Source organism: Atlantibacter sp. RC6 (assembly GCF_014193285.1).
In the GTDB taxonomy this organism is placed as follows: domain Bacteria; phylum Pseudomonadota; class Gammaproteobacteria; order Enterobacterales; family Enterobacteriaceae; genus Atlantibacter.
Map to the genome: position 1 here is coordinate 1 of NZ_JACHZE010000005.1, position 15,802 is coordinate 15,802.

Consider the following 15,802-nt stretch of genomic DNA (forward strand, 5'->3'; position numbering starts at 1 on the left):
TCGTCGGAAAAACGCTTCTTCATGGGGATGTCCTCATGTGGCTTATGAAGACATTACTAGCATCGCGGTGTGTTAATCAACGGGGAGCAGGTCAGTGTTGAGTCTGGGGCCTGCACTGACAGGGACTTCATGTAGGTGTTAGCATGCTTTCCTGCCGGCCGAGACGATCCTGCTAACCGGGGGCGGTTTGTTCTTGAATAGTCTCGTTCCGGCATCAGTTACTGCCTGTTCCGGGCTGTCTCTGTATTGAACGCAGAGTACAGTCAGTAATCCACCACCACTCTAATCCGGCGGGACAGATTTCTTAAGCAACCCACAACGTTGTAACTGGGGCACCCGGGAGTAGCGAGAGGCCACAGCTTGCTACGCAGCGGTGACTATGGTTTTGGAGCATCGTCAGTTGTGCTTCTGGTACATATAAGAGACAGTCTTACTCGCTAGCGACTCGCGCCACCTCCACTTAAGTAATAAGTCTAAAGTTTCGTAATTATCTTATTGCCAGATTGACCAAATCCATAACATGAGTAACATTTGTAAATGTTCATACAAACGCAGTGCCTATGCAACTGAGGGCGGTAGCGTGGGTCGAGGTCTCACTTGCTAAGTGGGAAGCCAATTGGCTATCACGTTCGAGCCTGTTCTTAGAGGCAAGAGATTGAAACGTGCTATCCGGTTAGTCCAGATCATAGCTGAACCAAATTCTGGATTAGGCCCAATAAACTATATCAACTAAAAAGATGTTTTTTATAGCATGAGGTTTTGTTTATGCACGTCATTTACGGAGAAACTATTAACGATGTAATAATGAAACTCCTAGAAAAAGTGCTTAATGAAGGAGTTCGTATTTCGACAAGGAATGGGGATGCTATAACTATTTATGATGTTAGTATGATCTTACGAAACCCTAGATCAAGGCATTTAAGTTTAGCGGGTCGAAAAAATAATATATTTTCCACATTTGCTGAAGCTATATGGGTTTTTGCTGGCGACAACAGAATTAAACCATATCTAAATTTTTTTTTACCAAGAGCGCCTAAATACTCAGATGATGGTGTCATTTGGCGAGCAGCTTATGGGGAAAGACTATACGCTCACGGGCAACTTGAAAATGTCGTGCAACAATTCAAAAAAGAAGGAATATTTACAAGAAGAGCAGTCATTAGCTTATACATGCCTGACAGAGATACGAATGAAAGCCTCATAAAAGTATACAACATAGAACATAGTGTCGATATTCCTTGTAATAACTTAATTCATTTCTTTATCACTCCTGACAAAAATTTAAACATTAAAATAGTTCAAAGAAGCGGCGATCTAATATTTGGAGTGAGCAATATAAATCTTTTCGAGTTTAGTTTACTTCAAGAGATAGTACTTTCAATATTACAGAGGGAAGTTGATAGCGAGATTAAACTGGGATACTTACATCAGTCAGTAACAAATCTTCATATATATGATGATAGAGTAGGACAAGCCAATGAAATATACGAAAGAAAAGAAGAACAAATGACAGATTTGATAAACGATGATGAAATATCATTCCCTCCATCGTTACAAAATATAAAATCATTATTCTGTGATATAGTTTCATTCCTTGAAAGAATAATAACAGAAAATGAACATAAAATAGACACAATAGATATGGAAACCGAAAATCTAAAAAAAATATTTATTAAACACTTTGTAGAAACTGAAAGGAATTTACTTTGGGGATATGCAGAAGCAGCTCTATCATATATTTTCCAGGAAAGATTCAACCAACCAATAGTGTTAAAAACTAAGTTAAGCAATGATTTCAATCTAAGCGTAACTTCTAATTATTTTAATAATTCTAATAAGGACCGTCTATGAAAATTGCATTCATGGGCATATCGGGTAGTGGAAAAGACTTTCTTGCCAATTATCTGGTATCCAACTATGGATTTATTAGATTATCATTTAGCGATCAACTCAAAAAATTGGCCAATTATATTTATCCTTGGATGGAAAAGGATTACCCCCCTGAAAATAAAATGTTACCATTCAATATAACCTTACCTACCGGCGACTTTATCAGCCATTCACCAAGAGATATATGGCTGAGCTTAGACAGCCTAAGGGAAATTGAAGAAAAAATATTTATCAGAATGCTATCAGAAGAGTTGAAAATTTTAGAAAAAAATGGAGGGATGAATAAAAATATAATAATTACTGACATAAGATCAAATGAAGAATTCGCATGGTGTAAGAACAATCAGTTCACTATAGTACATATAGAACGGGAAAATAACAATTATAAAAAATACGAAATCGACAAGTATGTCACTGAGAATAAAACAAAATCAGAATATCATTTTGACAACAATGTGAACGGAATTGATAGTTTTAAACATTTCTTCGAAAAGGTATTATTAAGTGAACAGTAAAAACGATCAACTTTTTTGTAATGTCAGAGAAATGAAAATTAAAACCGCTAAACCTATCTTGAATGAAGCTGTTATTAGGGAATGGTTTTATCATCAACGAGAGAGGACATCCATATATTACAAGAAAGAGATACTTAACCTTCCGCCATATTGGACAGACGACAAAATATTGAGAAACTATAAATTTGTAAATACTAAAAGAACATGGGACAAAGAAACCAAATGGTTATTGAAAAATATAACAAACAACAATAAATTAACTTATGAAAATAAAATACTTAATTCATTTTTGTTTAGAGTAATAAATAAAAGCGATACATTAAATGAACTTGATGCGCCCTTTGATTTCACAAAAATGACTATTCGCGACATCAATGAAAAGATCAGAGAAAAGACAATAAATATATCATTAAAAAAACCAGGCTACGTATTTTTTAGTGCAGCCTATATTTTAGGAGGTCCGAAGTTTAACTTCGGAAAATACTTAAAAAATATAGAAGGAATACCGGAAAATGATATGGTAATTAGAATGATAAAATTTGTTTATTATAACCAAGATAAAATCGTTAATGGTGTAAAATCATCAGGAAATCAGTTCGAAGTTTTTGAACATTTAAAATCATTCTCAGGGATTGGGGATTTTCTAGCATATCAAATTTTCATAGATCTGACATACATACCCAACTTTCCGTTTACAGAATTGAACTTTGTTATTTCAGGTCCTGGTTGTGAAAGAGGAATTAATTGGATTTTTTCTAATAGAGATGGAATGAATAGCGAAGAGTGTTTATTCTGGTTCACTATAAACCAAAATAACATCGCTGAAAAGTATAGTGAAAATTGGAACATGGATGAAATATTCCATTTCCTGCCTAAAGAAGAAAGAGTTTACACTTTAATGGACATGGAAAATAGTGGTGCATGCGAGATAGATAAAAGATGCCGAACTAAATTTAACAATAAAAGGCCTAAACAAAAATATCATTATCAAAGCAATAATATAGAATTATTTTATAATTAGCAAATTACAAAGGATTTAAAAATGGTTAAAGAAATTAAGAAAAATGTTTTTGTTAGCCATCATCATAAAGACGACGCGAGTGTTGATGGAGTTTCTCGTTTAGCTGCAGCAAAAGGTTATCATTTACGCAATAGTTCTATTAGAATGAAACCTGAAAACCAGCGACGAGTTGAGGAAAAAAAACTTAGTGACCGAACGATTGCACGTTTACTTAGAATGAAAATGAGGTGGGCTAGTCAAGTTATAGTTGTTATCGGGAAAGAGACACATACTAGACCTTGGGTAAACTGGGAAATTCAAGTAGCTCATCAACTTGGAAAACCAATCATAGGTGTATATGAAAATGGGTTAAAAGGCGATGTAAAACTACCAGAGAATCTCGAAAAGTATGCAACCTCTATAGTGGCCTGGAGAAGTGATGCCATTATCAACGCACTAGAAGGTAAAACTTCCTTTGAAAAACCTGATGGTACGGATCGTGATAAAGTTCAAGGTGGAAATGTCGTATGCTAATTGATCCCAACTCACACCTTTATGTTTATGCAATAACGAGAGACTTTGGTTTTGCACCTAATCCATTTCATGGAAGTTGTACCTTGGCAACATGCAAACCTGGAATTAGAAAGTCGGCTAAAGTGGGTGATTGGATACTCGGAGTTGGTGGAGCCAATTTAAAATCAGCTAAAAAAAAATGTATCCTATTAATGAAAGTTTCAGAAAAAATTAGTTTCAATGGTTATTGGGAGGATACCAGGTTCTCTCTCAAAAAGCCTGCTAGAAATGGTAGTCATGTACAAATTCTGGGCGATAATATCTACCATCAAAATGAAAACAATGAATGGGTACAAGAAGATTCTCATCATAGCAATGCTGATGGTACATTTAACATGACAAATCTTGAACGAGATACTAGCTCCAATAACGTGTTGATTTCAGATCATTTTTATTATTTCGGTAATAAAGCGATTGAAGTAGACTTAGACTCAATTGAATATCACAGAATTAGAAACTATAAAAAAATCCCTTTAAATTCGACTATACCAGCCATTGATCTTATAAAAAAAATAGAATTTGATTTTCGTAGTGATAAAAACTCAGTTATATCTGACCCATGTAATTTTTCTGATTTCTATAAACGTGTAGATCAGGGAACTGGAGAACTTTACTAATAAATACATATATTATTTTCTGCATATTGTTTAGAGCAGGTGTGAAATGATTCTGGTAGACTGTCGTAATTTTCCCTTATCTCTCGAACTTGCTAATTTGAAGGAATATCAGGTCTAGAATGGGCAAAACGTTACAATTTACCGCGTGTTTCCTAAAGTATCTATTGTCCAATGCGTAGTTATCCGTTTTGTTAAAGAGAAAAAGCGTCTTACCCAAGACTTCGATTGAACTAATTTTATAAATTGTTCTTGTTACTTAGAATACAACAAAAGCAAATGTTTTTTCGAATGCGTAAGTTTTAAAAAAAATTTTAATTTTTAAAAATGGAGATTTTTATGAAACTTGAAAAACTAATCTTAAAGAACTTTCGTGGCTATCATGGAGAACATAGCATTGACATTAACTCACTAACTGCATTAGTTGGTCGTAATGATGTTGGTTGGTGTCTTCTTTGAACATAAACTATGTAAATATGATGCTACCGATAAATGTGTCGATAGCGTGGAAAATGAAGACGTGTCAATTGGATGTATCTTTTCAGGAGCTGATATACCTATAGTTTTGGATGCCACATCTATAACTAACCTTAAAGAAGAATATTTATTAAATAGTAATGGAAAGCTAGAAATATATAGAGTATTTGCAAAAGGTAAGGGATCCGGCAGCGTTCAAGCTAAATGTATGGCTCCCTCAGCAAAAGGCGCGAAATCTTTACTTGCTAAAAAAAATGATGAACTTAAAGTAATTGCCGAATCTATTGGTGTTGATGGAGCTGATAAAAGGTCCAATGTTAGTTTAAGACAAGAAATTTACAGGAAAATTGGAGATTTAAAGCTTAAAGAAATCTTCGTTAAATTAAATGCTGAGGAGGGCAAGGTTATTTGTGAAAATATATATGACAAACTCCCTCACTTTGCATTATTCCGCGCAGACAGGCCGAGTACCGATGAAGAATCAGAAGTACAGGATCCTATGAAGTCAGCGGTTCAAACAGCATTGCAGAAGATTGACATTCAACTTGAATCCATTAAAGAAAGCGTAAAAGAACATGCAGTTGAAGTGGCTGAAAACACAATTAAACATTTACATGATATATCTCCTAATCTTGCTGCCGGGTTAATCCCAAAGTTTAAAGTGGAACCTAAGTGGGAAAATATTTTCAAGCTAACATTGGAAGATGATAGAGGAATAGCTATCAATAAACGTGGTAGTGGTGTTAGACGTTTAGTCCTGATTAGTTTTTTTAAAGCGGAAGCAGAAAGATTGCAAAAAGGATTCCCAGATAAAGGAGTTATTTATGCAATTGAAGAACCTGAAACATCTCAACACCCATCTAATCAAAGACTTCTTATTGATGCATTTCAAGAATTAGCAAATGCTGATAAATGCCAAGTATTGATTACCACCCACGTCCCTGCACTTGTGGAAAAGATACCTACAGAATCTCTACGCCATATAACCCGAACACTCGATGATGGTTTAGAGGTTAAAAATGGTAATGATGATGTGCTAAAGAACATAGCGAATGATCTTGGCGTATATCCTGATAGTAGGGCATCTGTTCTTGTATGCGTTGAAGGCCCTAATGATATAAACTTTTTAAAGAATATCGGTCAAATTTATCTCGACCACGGTGTTCCAAATGTTCCTGATATGATAAATGATCCGCGTATAGTTTTCATTCCAATGGGGGGACATACTCTTAAAGATTGGGTTAATAATAATTACTTAAAAATTCTAAATAAACCTGAGATTCACATCTATGATAGAGATGTTGCCATCCCTCCTCAGTATGAAAAAGAATGTAAGTCAGTAAATGCTAGAAATGATGGTTCCATAGCATTCATGACTGAAAAAAGGGAAATGGAAAATTACTTACATCCTGATGCTATTCAGGCGGTGTTTGGTGTAAAAATAACCATGGATGATACGACAGATGTATCAACAGAGGTATCTGCTTTAACACGTTATAATGAAAGTAAAGCGAAGAAGAAGATAAATAAATTTGCTACAGCAAAAATGAGTTATCAAATGCTCACTGCAAGTGATGCAAAAGGCGAGACATTAACTTGGTTTAATGCTATATATGCGAAATTATAACATTTTGGAGCCGCAAGCACGGCTCTTTCTTCATATTATATATGATTGCTCTGTATATCGTCATCGTCTCACAACGTTTTCCTTGCACTTCGGCTCTGCTGCTACTTATACAAATTAAAAGGCTACTATGTGTACGGGCTTTTGCACAGACCGACATATCAGATTAGGTTTAGCTCAGTACCGCAAGAGTGCCAAAGCAAGTCTAAGCTAATACATATAATGGTAATGGAATTTAAGTATTTTTTCAGCAACGTTTTACTAATCGGAAAAGTCCTCTCAAAATCATGGCGATAGCTTGGTCCACATGCGGAGTCTGTGCTAGCACAGTATTTTCTTCCTCAGTGAGTCCGTTATTAAGATCCTGGAAAGAGAAACCAGAAAATTCTTCCCGACCTCTCCAGTTGCGTTTCTGCATTCCGTCAGATGCCACAATATTTAGAGACTCGGTGATATCTTTTGCACATCCACCAAAGCCCCCCATAATGAAAAGGGGTTGTTTAGCGCGAAGTGATAATATAGCCTCTTCTGCTATACCAGGCATTGCCCCCTTATACTTATCTACCTGCCCGCCAAGAATAATACGGGCATGTGTGTCTTGTAACATAGCATGTCGCATTGCTGTCAAACCTTTTTCCCAATCTTCATCAGAAGGAATAGTTGCTATGTAATGGGCTCGTTCTGCCATTGGCAACGACTCGCCATCCCGATTGAATAAAACAAGCCTTGCCATTCCTTTCAGGTCCGCACTGAGCCTTTCCAAGTCACTGGAATCTTTTTGCATATGCACCGGCCATGCCAGATAGTTCAATATACTGGAACGTTCATCCCCCTCATCCGCATCTCTTCTATGGCGTGCTACTAACTCAAATAACAGTTCAGTAAAACCGTTAGCACGTAAATCTCCTCCATAAACAATCCGGGCTCCCAAGGCTAATAAATGACGCGCAATTTCTGTCATCGCGTCATATAAATGCTGTTGACTTAACCCCAATACAGGCATATCTGGGCTATCTGATGTAGATATTGCAATAACATGCTGACTAAGCATTTCACGATAAGTCATGATGTTCCCTCTGCCAGCCATTCGGTAAAACTTCTAAGCCTGATACCGGGTTTAACTTCTTCAAATAAGCGCTCCTCTTCCGAACTTAAGGGTGGGTCGGGATATACAATTGTAGGCTGCCCGATACCGTGGAACTTTAAGCCAGCAAGTGAGATTAACTCCGGCGCACGCGGAACAAACTGCACTGCACTTTGTTCGGTATTAACCAATTGTATACGACAGCGCCACAGAAAATCTTTCAGAACCTCATCAAGCAGTCGTGCAATAATGATATTAATTCGTTCAGCCTGCTGTGGATCCATTCTCACTATGGGGACATTTCCCATATAAGGAAATCCCCTTTCATCCAATTCACTAATACAGTTGGCAACAACTAAAGGTACACTATTACGTTTAGCTTCTATAATCTCTCGGCGACACCATTCACGCGAAGAATAAGAGTCGGTATGTATAGCAACAACTGCGCTTTGCGCCAGCTGTTTCAATAGCACCTGATGAAACCGAAGCCCGGCAGGGATATCATGGACATCAAAGAATGAACTTAACCCATGTCCACTATGTAATTGCTCACGTATCAAATGAGCAATCCGCTCTCCATCTTTATCATGTTTAGAATGGCTAAGGAATATCTGAACTTTCTTGAGATAATTAAGCAACTCATCTTCATCTTTTTCTGGTTGTTTCAGATGTTCCAGGTAATGGCGCAGCATCCTGCAAAATTCGTATGTAAGCTCACTAATCAATCGTATATGAAGGTTTGCAGTATCGTTGCTCCCATCCTGTATCCATTGGTCCCAGCGTAATGCCTGCTCTTCCAGTCCCAGATTTAATCCTTCTCCATCAATAGCAATGGGGAAAAGATGTGTACCTAGTCCAGCTATTTCCGACTGCGTGGATAGCTCCCGAAGATAAGTCCCCCATTCAGGATCATTTGCCATACATGATTCTGCAAGTATGAGGACTGCGGTGGTCTCTGATTCTGAAAAATTGATCGGCAGCGGCTTCCCCGTTTTAGGTAGAGGCTCAGAACGAAAAATAACACTTAAACCGGTTCCTCCAGCAACATTCTGATAGAGTTCCCGACGAAAGTGTCCACGCAATATTTCGGCCAGTCCAGCACCACCGGCGAAATCCGGGTGCCAAATGATATAAACAACCAGAAATGGTTTTGCCAAATTCGTCTCAAGCATATTATGCATTCCTTAAGCGGCGTTCACGAGTGTTTCTTATCAGAGTATTACTACGACAATTGGCTTGTTCGATATATTCCCTACACGATGAAATGCTAGCTGTAAAATCAGCCCAACTTACCCACAGCGCATATCCAGAATCAATATTATCACTGAGTCGAGCGGGCACAGTCACTTGTCCATAAGAATTTGATAACAATGTTGGCAACTGGACACCAATAAGTCCATGTTGTTTATCAAGCGTCGATTTAATTTCCCAGTCAATATATTTTCTTCCCCATGATTCATTACCGACCAAGACAATGGAACATGAAGTCCCTGCGATATAATACTCACGAATACGTCGCATAACATAGTCAATATCGTCACTGTCAACTCGACGATCAAGAGAATTATCCGTTACAGCCTCATATTCATCATGAAATTTTCTTGAGAATTCATCATAGTAATATTGGTCACCATCATGGTGGTAGCTTAAAAACACTTTTCTTTTAATTATTTTGGTATTATACATATCTGTTACCTTAATTTTATCTTGGCGTAAAAATCATCTCATCACCATAGTAAATTAGTTGTTATAGCAGGAACATCAGCGGGATTTTTCTTTGCTGCAGGTTCCATAATATTTCTTTTATCAAATGCCTGGTTAATATAAAATTCACTATTCCCTATAAAATCTGAATACTTAACCAGGGAGCAATAAACATCCATATCATCATAGTGGGGGACGAGTTTTGAAAAACTATGATTTTTTTTAATTAACCAAGGGAGATAATGTTCATAACCCCAATCAATGGTTCTAATTCCAATCCCGCAATTGCAAGAGGTATCACTACACACACCCGAGCTAAACACGCTCGAATATATTTCATCTCGAATTACCCCGATTAATCCAGCAGGATTCTCCCCCCATAAAGATGCTTGAATTTCTGAGTTAACAAAAGGTCTGCTGGCAGTTTCTGTACCTATGAGTACTACTGTTACGGTAGAGTCACCAAGATAGTCCTCCCGAATTTTCCGCATAATGTAATCTTCACTGACATTAGTGCTGATATCCCCGTCACTGACGGACTTGTCAATAAATGACGCACCAGCAAATGCTTCAATGATTCCGTTCTTCAAATCCTGTTCGTTTGCATGATGATAACTCAGAAAAGTTTTATGCATTACTCATCCCACTTAGCAATATCGATGTTAAATACAACACTAACTTCCTCACAGAAGAATTTATTAATGCATTCAAAATCAGCCATCAACTGGCTGAAATGATAATAATGAGTCTGGATTACTCCAATCGGTGTTAAATGATAAATCAAAGAAACATTTTCACCGTTAGAATCTTTATCCCTCGTCAATACAATATCGTTTGTTGAGATGTACTTATGCCAACGCCTGTAATTATTCTGATGTTTGGTAAGCAGTTGATTCAGTTTTTTTAGCATTTTATTAGATATACCATACAACTCCATATCTCTTTTCCGCTTAACATCCAGCACTCTTATTTCAACACGAATAAAATTATAGATATCATATAAAGAGTTAAAAACCTCTTCAAATGAATCAAAATGTGGATCAATTTTGAACACACTTCTTTTAGTATCAAGGAAATTGCGAACAGATCTTTTATATAGCAAGTCAGAACTATCAAATAAAACATTTAACCCACCGAAAGTTAATTTTTCTAACTTTAATGAGTATTTTTTCTCTAAAATACCGAAAAACAAAAATATAGTAATCAATGATAATATTAGAATTGAAAGGAGCGCTTTTACAAAATCAAAATTTGATATGATATTTTTGATAAACCACCATTGTGAGGCCGGTAAAAAAGAGAAGTACCCCATCAAAATAATTACCATCAAAATAATTCCGAATAGTAACAATCCCCTAACCATAAGCGAATCCTTATGAAACAATTTCAATCAAGTTGCATTTTTATCAACAGACATTGAAAGTTTTATTCATAATTATCAATGAATTATAACCCAATAACGCAACTATTTGTTTATGCTCAGTGACCACTATACCCTGATTCGGATTTCTCCGAAATCCTTAAGGATACTAGTTTCACTTCTCTCAGCCAGACTAAAAATTTAGATATATCTGGTGAACTGCATTGGGGTTTTCTCTAGACAAAGCAGTGGATATCTTCATCAACCAGCTGTCTGTTGCGATCGTAGCAGATCACTAAAACATAATGCTCAGGCAGAGTACCGATTGTATCTTCATCCACCCCAATGGGCATTGCTTCTTCTTACAAGCGCATACATTTCTTAGAGGGGGTCATAATGGTGGTCTTGACAGAAAGAGTATTCAGGTTTAGCTTATTTATTAGCCAGTTACTGGCAAAGGCGATCCCAGTCAGAGGAGCCAAATTTAAAAAAGCAGATGTCGCAAGGCATCTGCTTTTTTGCTTTCTAAAGCCGACGCGCTTAAAGCACAAACCCGTAGTGCGAGCCGTCCGGCAACTCCACATCCAGCCGCAGTTTCCCGCCCGCCGCTTCCACATAGCGCTTCAGCGAAGAGAGTTTTAAATCGCGCCCCGGCTTTTCCATGCCTGCGACGGTCGGCTGTTTAATGCCCAGCGCCTGCGCCATTTCCACCTGCGTTTTTTTTACTTTCTCGCGCAATTCTGCCAGGTGGATATTCAGCAGGATTTCCGTCGCCATCGCTCGCGCCTCGGCGACGACTTCGGGTTTTTCGTCCGCAAGCAACTGTTCCAGCGTTCTGCCCATGGCGTTACTCCTCATCATAGAATTGGTTCAAATACTCGGTAAATTCCTGGTCAGCAATGGGGATCATCTCATCATAAAAGCGCTTTTCATTGCCGACCTTATTCCCCGCACACAGCAGAACGCCGGTACGGGACGGATCGAAGGCAAAAAACACGCGTACAGGATCGCCCCGGCTTTGCACACGCAGCTCTTTCATATTGCTGAAACGCGAGCCGTGGACCGTATCGGCATAGGGCCGCGCTAACCCAGGCCCCTTCTCTTCCAGCACCATTATCGCTGCAAGAATGCAGGCTCGGTCAGTATCATTCTGCGCGCTTAGCCAGTTATCAAACCAGTCCGTTGTTGCAATCGGCCACATATGACCTCCTTATCAATATAGATTCAAGACTATATAGGTGTAAAGCGATAATGTGGATATTGAAGGGCGCAAAGAGAAAAATCACTGACTATTTTTAGACAGTGCGCGAGAGGTTCCAGAGCTTCGTCAGGCAGTTGCAACCGTTACCCGACACGTGGACGATATCGCGCATACTTCTCCCTTCCGCTCGGGCAGAAACATCCCCGCCTGCGGATTCACTGAAATTAATCTTTTAATAAAGAACATTTAAAAATTCGCGGCTTAACGGCGTGATACCATTTTCATCTGTAGTTACCCCCTCTGGTTATCATCCTGTTTATGGTTATCTATGCTGCGCAATAAACTCTCTCTGGCTCTGCTGATTGGCATGACTTTTACCTGCCAGCAAGCCTGCGCTGTTCATAAATCACCACATAGTCCAAAACCCCATAGCGAACTGAGTTACGCGGCACGTCAGCGCATGTATAACCGCGCAAAACTGTTCAAACTGTGGAAAGAGAAAAAGGAGAAAACGGACAGGAATGTGGTTTACGGCAATAAATCGTCAAAAGCGGCGCTGCGTACCAAAAATCGTGTACTGATGCGCGCGCATCCCGAATGGTTCCCCGGCCCCTACCGGACGGTTGACGCCCATTGGGATCATCTGCGTGATAGCGATGGATCGTTCTATAGCGACCGGCTGCGCGACACCACCGACCGGATTGTTGACCGACTTGAGGACCAGCTCGGCAAGCCGTATGTCTGGGGCGGAACATCGCCAACTAACGGTTTCGACTGTAGCGGGCTGGTGTTTTACGCCTATAACAAACTGCTCGCGACAAAACTGCCGCGCACCGCCAACGAAATGTACCATGATAAGCGCGCCCGCCCGGTGGCGAAACGCGACCTGAAGCGCGGCGATTTAATTTTCTTTGGTATTCATTCCGAGGGCGATCATGCCGACCATGTGGGTGTTTACCTGGGAGACGGCGATTTCATTGAAGCGCCACGTACCGGGCTGAATATCCGTATCAGCCATTTCGACGGGGATTTCTGGCAGGATCACTACCTGGGTGCCCGGCGCATCCTTACCGCCGATAATATTCTTTGATACTGACGCTGGCCGATGAAGCCAGCGTTTTTTATTCCGCACAACAAAAAAGGCCATCAATAGCGATATTGATGGCCTTTATTATTCAGAGGATTTGGATCAGGAAAGCGACCCCATTACCTTCAGTTCCAGCTCGTCCGGTACTTCGTTATAAGACAGCACCTGGAGTCCTGGCGCGAACAGGCGCGCATAGCGCGACAACAGCGGACGCAGCTGCGGCGCGACCAGCAGCACCGGTTCTTTGCCTGCCGCTTTCATCTGCTCCTTCGCTTGCGGCATGGTGCTCTGGAACTGGCTCAGCATATTCGGGTCGACCGGCACGCTGTCCAGCGGCACTTTGTTCGCCTGTTGAGTTTGATTCACCACGCCAAGCAGCAGGTTTTCCAGCTCATTTTGTAGGGTATAGACCGATAGCGTCTGGTTACGCACCAGCGGCATGGCGATACTGCGGCGCAACGCCAGGCGTACATCCGAGGTCAACAGCACGGGATCTTTAGTGGTGGCGCTGCTGGCCACCAGCACCGTGGCGACGGTGACGATATCCCTGAGCGACACCCCTTCGGTCAAAAGCTGGCGATACACTTTCAACAACAGGCTGTAATTCAGCGCCACATTCAGATCCTCCGCCAGCTTCGGTGCCTGCGCCGCGAGACGGTTATGGAGGTGGGTCACATCATCGTAGTTAAACAGATCGGGAATATACTGGCGCACCACTTTATTGACATGGGTGGCGATGACGCTGGCACAGTCGATCACCTGATAACCCAGATTCAGCGCCCGGGCTTTCTGGTCGGGCTGAATCCAGGTCACCGGCATCCGGTAGGCCGGGTCCATGCCCAGCACTCCATCCACTTCGCCGTAGGTTTCACTGGTGGGCAGCGCCATCAGCCGATCGGCAGGAATATCGCCCTCCTCCGCCTGGATACCGTTAATGTAAATCGCGTATTGCGTAGGTTTAAGACGAAAGTTTTCCCGGATGCGGATTTCCGGCAGGAGCACGCCGCTGGTATCGGAGATCACCTGCCGCACGCCGCGCACCCGTTGGGTCAGCGGCCCACCTTTGGTTTTGTCCACCAGCGACACCAGCTTATAGCCGAGGCTCAGGCTGACGGGTTCGATAAGCGGGATAGTTTCCCAGCTCACCGGCTGTTCCGGCGTCTCGACAATCGCTTTGGTGAGATTTTCCAGGTTCTGCTCGGTCTCCTGGGCCACCTGTGGCTGCTTGCTCTGACGCCACGCGGCATAGCCCAGCAGCAGGGTAAACAGCAGAAACGGCAGATGCGGCATGCCTGGCACCACCGCCAGCATAAACATAATGCCAGCGGCGGTATAAAGGATGGTGGGATTCGCCAGCAACTGGCCGCGCACGTCTTTGGCGATATCGCCATTATCACTGACGCGAGTCACAATCACCGCGGCAGCGGTCGACAGCAACAGCGACGGGATCTGCGCCACCAGGCCGTCGCCGATGGTCATCAGAACGTACTGCTGGAACGCGGCGGAGGCACTGAGATCGTACTTAAAAATCCCGATACAAATCCCGCCGATCATGTTGATCGCCAGAATCATCATCCCGGCGATGGCGTCGCCGCGCACAAATTTCGACGCGCCGTCCATCGCACCGTAAAAGTCAGCCTCATTGGCGATATCTTTACGGCGGGTTTGCGCCTGGGCCTGGTTAATCAAGCCGGCGTTGAGATCGGCGTCAATCGCCATCTGTTTGCCCGGCATGGCGTCCAGGGTAAAGCGCGCCGACACTTCAGAAATACGCTCGGCCCCTTTGGTCACCACGATGAAGTTAATCGTCAACAGCGTCAGCGAGAAAGATCGTAAAAATATCGTTGCCGCGCTGAACGAGCAGTCGATTTTCAGCGGCAACGGCGTGATGCCGTTAAATAATCTTGGCAAGATGGCGGTACTGGAGAGCGGCTCCGGCCACGAAGCGCAATCGGTTCAGGTCAAAGCGCCGCCGACTGCCCCCGCCGGAACGGTGAACGCCGCATCCAATGCCAACACCAATGTCAACGTCAGCGTGGATAAAGCCCAGGCCCTGAAAGCCAAACTGGCTAACGACAAACGTGTCGCCATGCGTGATAAATCCGCGCGCGAACTGGGTGAGCTGGCGACGGTTATCAACTCCATTGCGGAAAACAGCCATATGCAAAGCAATATGGAGATGGAAATTGTCCCGCAGGGGCTGCGTATTTTGATTAAAGACGACGGCAACCGCAGCATGTTCGAACGCGGCAGCGCGAAAATTATGCCGTTCTTTAAAAAGCTGTTGGTGGAACTGGCCCCCGTATTCGATGCGCTGGATAACAAACTGATTATTACCGGCCACACCGACGCTATGCAGTACAAGGACGGCGAGTCTTATAACAACTGGAACCTCTCCGGCGACCGGGCGCTCTCCGCGCGCCGCGTGCTGGAACAAGCCGGCATGCCGGTGGATAAAGTGATGCAGGTGAGCGCCATGTCTGACCGGATGTTGCTCAATAGCGGCGATCCCAACAGCGCGGAAAACCGCCGAATCGAAATTATGGTATTAACCAAATCAGCCTCCGATACGCTGTATCAGTTCTTCGGCGAAAAAGGCGAGAAAGTGGTGAAGCCAGCGGCAAAACGCGTCGAGGAACAGACCCGCGTTACCGCTGGAATGCGATGATCCCG

Annotated in this window: 16 protein-coding genes and 1 pseudogene; 9 read left to right on the top strand and 8 right to left on the bottom strand. The window is 41.9% G+C overall.

Annotated elements, in window-relative coordinates; translation table 11 throughout:
- Positions 1-804 precede the first annotated feature (804 nt).
- The 7 genes from FHW74_RS12545 to FHW74_RS12575 all read left to right on the top strand — a co-directional run bounded on the left by FHW74_RS12545 (position 805) and on the right by FHW74_RS12575 (position 6,696).
- Complete coding sequence (locus FHW74_RS12545; protein WP_196522960.1) at positions 805-1,851, top strand: thymidylate synthase; 1,047 nt, start codon at positions 805-807, stop codon at positions 1,849-1,851.
- Positions 1,848-2,405, top strand: a complete 558-nt coding sequence (locus FHW74_RS12550; protein WP_183170752.1) for an adenylate kinase — start codon at positions 1,848-1,850, stop codon at positions 2,403-2,405. The genes FHW74_RS12545 and FHW74_RS12550 overlap by 4 nt, the downstream gene beginning before the upstream one ends.
- 31 nt (positions 2,406-2,436) lie before the next feature.
- Positions 2,437-3,426, top strand: a complete 990-nt coding sequence (locus FHW74_RS12555; RefSeq protein ID WP_201745881.1) for a nucleotide kinase domain-containing protein — start codon at positions 2,437-2,439, stop codon at positions 3,424-3,426.
- Positions 3,427-3,447: 21 nt separating this feature from the next.
- Positions 3,448-3,939: a TIR domain-containing protein gene (locus FHW74_RS12560; protein WP_002911710.1), complete on the top strand. Its 492-nt coding sequence runs from the start codon at positions 3,448-3,450 to the stop codon at positions 3,937-3,939.
- Entirely contained in the window at positions 3,933-4,595 is a 663-nt protein-coding gene (locus FHW74_RS12565; protein WP_183170753.1) for a hypothetical protein, read from the top strand. Before FHW74_RS12560 ends, FHW74_RS12565 begins: the two co-directional genes overlap by 7 nt.
- Positions 4,596-4,931: 336 nt before the next feature.
- Positions 4,932-5,051, top strand: a complete 120-nt coding sequence (locus FHW74_RS12570; RefSeq protein WP_183170754.1) for an AAA family ATPase — start codon at positions 4,932-4,934, stop codon at positions 5,049-5,051.
- Positions 5,029-6,696 carry an ATP-dependent endonuclease gene (locus FHW74_RS12575; protein ID WP_370528022.1) on the top strand — a complete coding sequence of 556 codons (1,668 nt, stop codon included), beginning with the start codon at positions 5,029-5,031 and terminating at the stop codon, positions 6,694-6,696. The genes FHW74_RS12570 and FHW74_RS12575 overlap by 23 nt, the downstream gene beginning before the upstream one ends.
- A 244-nt stretch (positions 6,697-6,940) precedes the next feature.
- Here FHW74_RS12575 and FHW74_RS12580 read toward each other — a convergent pair whose 3' ends face one another.
- The 7 genes from FHW74_RS12580 to FHW74_RS12610 form a co-directional block, all read right to left on the bottom strand.
- Positions 6,941-7,759: a hypothetical protein gene (locus tag FHW74_RS12580; RefSeq protein WP_023143487.1), complete on the bottom strand. Its 819-nt coding sequence runs from the start codon at positions 7,757-7,759 to the stop codon at positions 6,941-6,943.
- Complete coding sequence (locus tag FHW74_RS12585) at positions 7,756-8,949, bottom strand: toll/interleukin-1 receptor domain-containing protein (protein ID WP_088402940.1); 1,194 nt, start codon at positions 8,947-8,949, stop codon at positions 7,756-7,758. Before FHW74_RS12585 ends, FHW74_RS12580 begins: the two co-directional genes overlap by 4 nt.
- 1 nt (position 8,950) lies before the next feature.
- On the bottom strand, positions 8,951-9,463 hold the full coding sequence (locus FHW74_RS12590) for a TIR domain-containing protein (protein WP_074182786.1): 513 nt from the start codon (positions 9,461-9,463) through the stop codon (positions 8,951-8,953).
- 41 nt (positions 9,464-9,504) lie between these two features.
- The gene (locus tag FHW74_RS12595) at positions 9,505-10,116 is read right to left on the bottom strand and encodes a TIR domain-containing protein (RefSeq protein WP_183170756.1); all 612 of its coding nucleotides are present in this window, start codon (positions 10,114-10,116) and stop codon (positions 9,505-9,507) included.
- Positions 10,116-10,844: a hypothetical protein gene (locus FHW74_RS12600; protein ID WP_048284209.1), complete on the bottom strand. Its 729-nt coding sequence runs from the start codon at positions 10,842-10,844 to the stop codon at positions 10,116-10,118. The genes FHW74_RS12595 and FHW74_RS12600 overlap by 1 nt, the downstream gene beginning before the upstream one ends.
- Positions 10,845-11,381: 537 nt before the next feature.
- Positions 11,382-11,684 carry a helix-turn-helix domain-containing protein gene (locus FHW74_RS12605; protein WP_183170758.1) on the bottom strand — a complete coding sequence of 101 codons (303 nt, stop codon included), beginning with the start codon at positions 11,682-11,684 and terminating at the stop codon, positions 11,382-11,384.
- A gap of 4 nt (positions 11,685-11,688) precedes the next feature.
- Complete coding sequence (locus FHW74_RS12610; RefSeq protein ID WP_183170759.1) at positions 11,689-12,042, bottom strand: type II toxin-antitoxin system RelE/ParE family toxin; 354 nt, start codon at positions 12,040-12,042, stop codon at positions 11,689-11,691.
- 367 nt (positions 12,043-12,409) lie between these two features.
- Here FHW74_RS12610 and FHW74_RS12615 point away from each other — a divergent pair, with 367 nt between their 5' ends.
- Complete coding sequence (locus FHW74_RS12615; RefSeq protein ID WP_370528024.1) at positions 12,410-13,132, top strand: C40 family peptidase; 723 nt, start codon at positions 12,410-12,412, stop codon at positions 13,130-13,132.
- 99 nt (positions 13,133-13,231) lie between these two features.
- Here the strand turns inward: FHW74_RS12615 and FHW74_RS12620 are convergent.
- Positions 13,232-14,950: pseudogene (locus FHW74_RS12620) on the bottom strand (flagellar biosynthesis protein FlhA); the annotation flags it as partial.
- On the opposite strand from FHW74_RS12620, the gene FHW74_RS12625 reads away from it, so the two are divergent.
- Positions 14,925-15,797, top strand: coding sequence for an OmpA family protein (locus tag FHW74_RS12625; protein ID WP_183170762.1), 873 nt, complete (start codon positions 14,925-14,927; stop codon positions 15,795-15,797). The pseudogene FHW74_RS12620 and the gene FHW74_RS12625 sit on opposite strands and share 26 nt — an antisense overlap.
- The last annotated feature ends 5 nt before the right edge of the window (positions 15,798-15,802 follow it).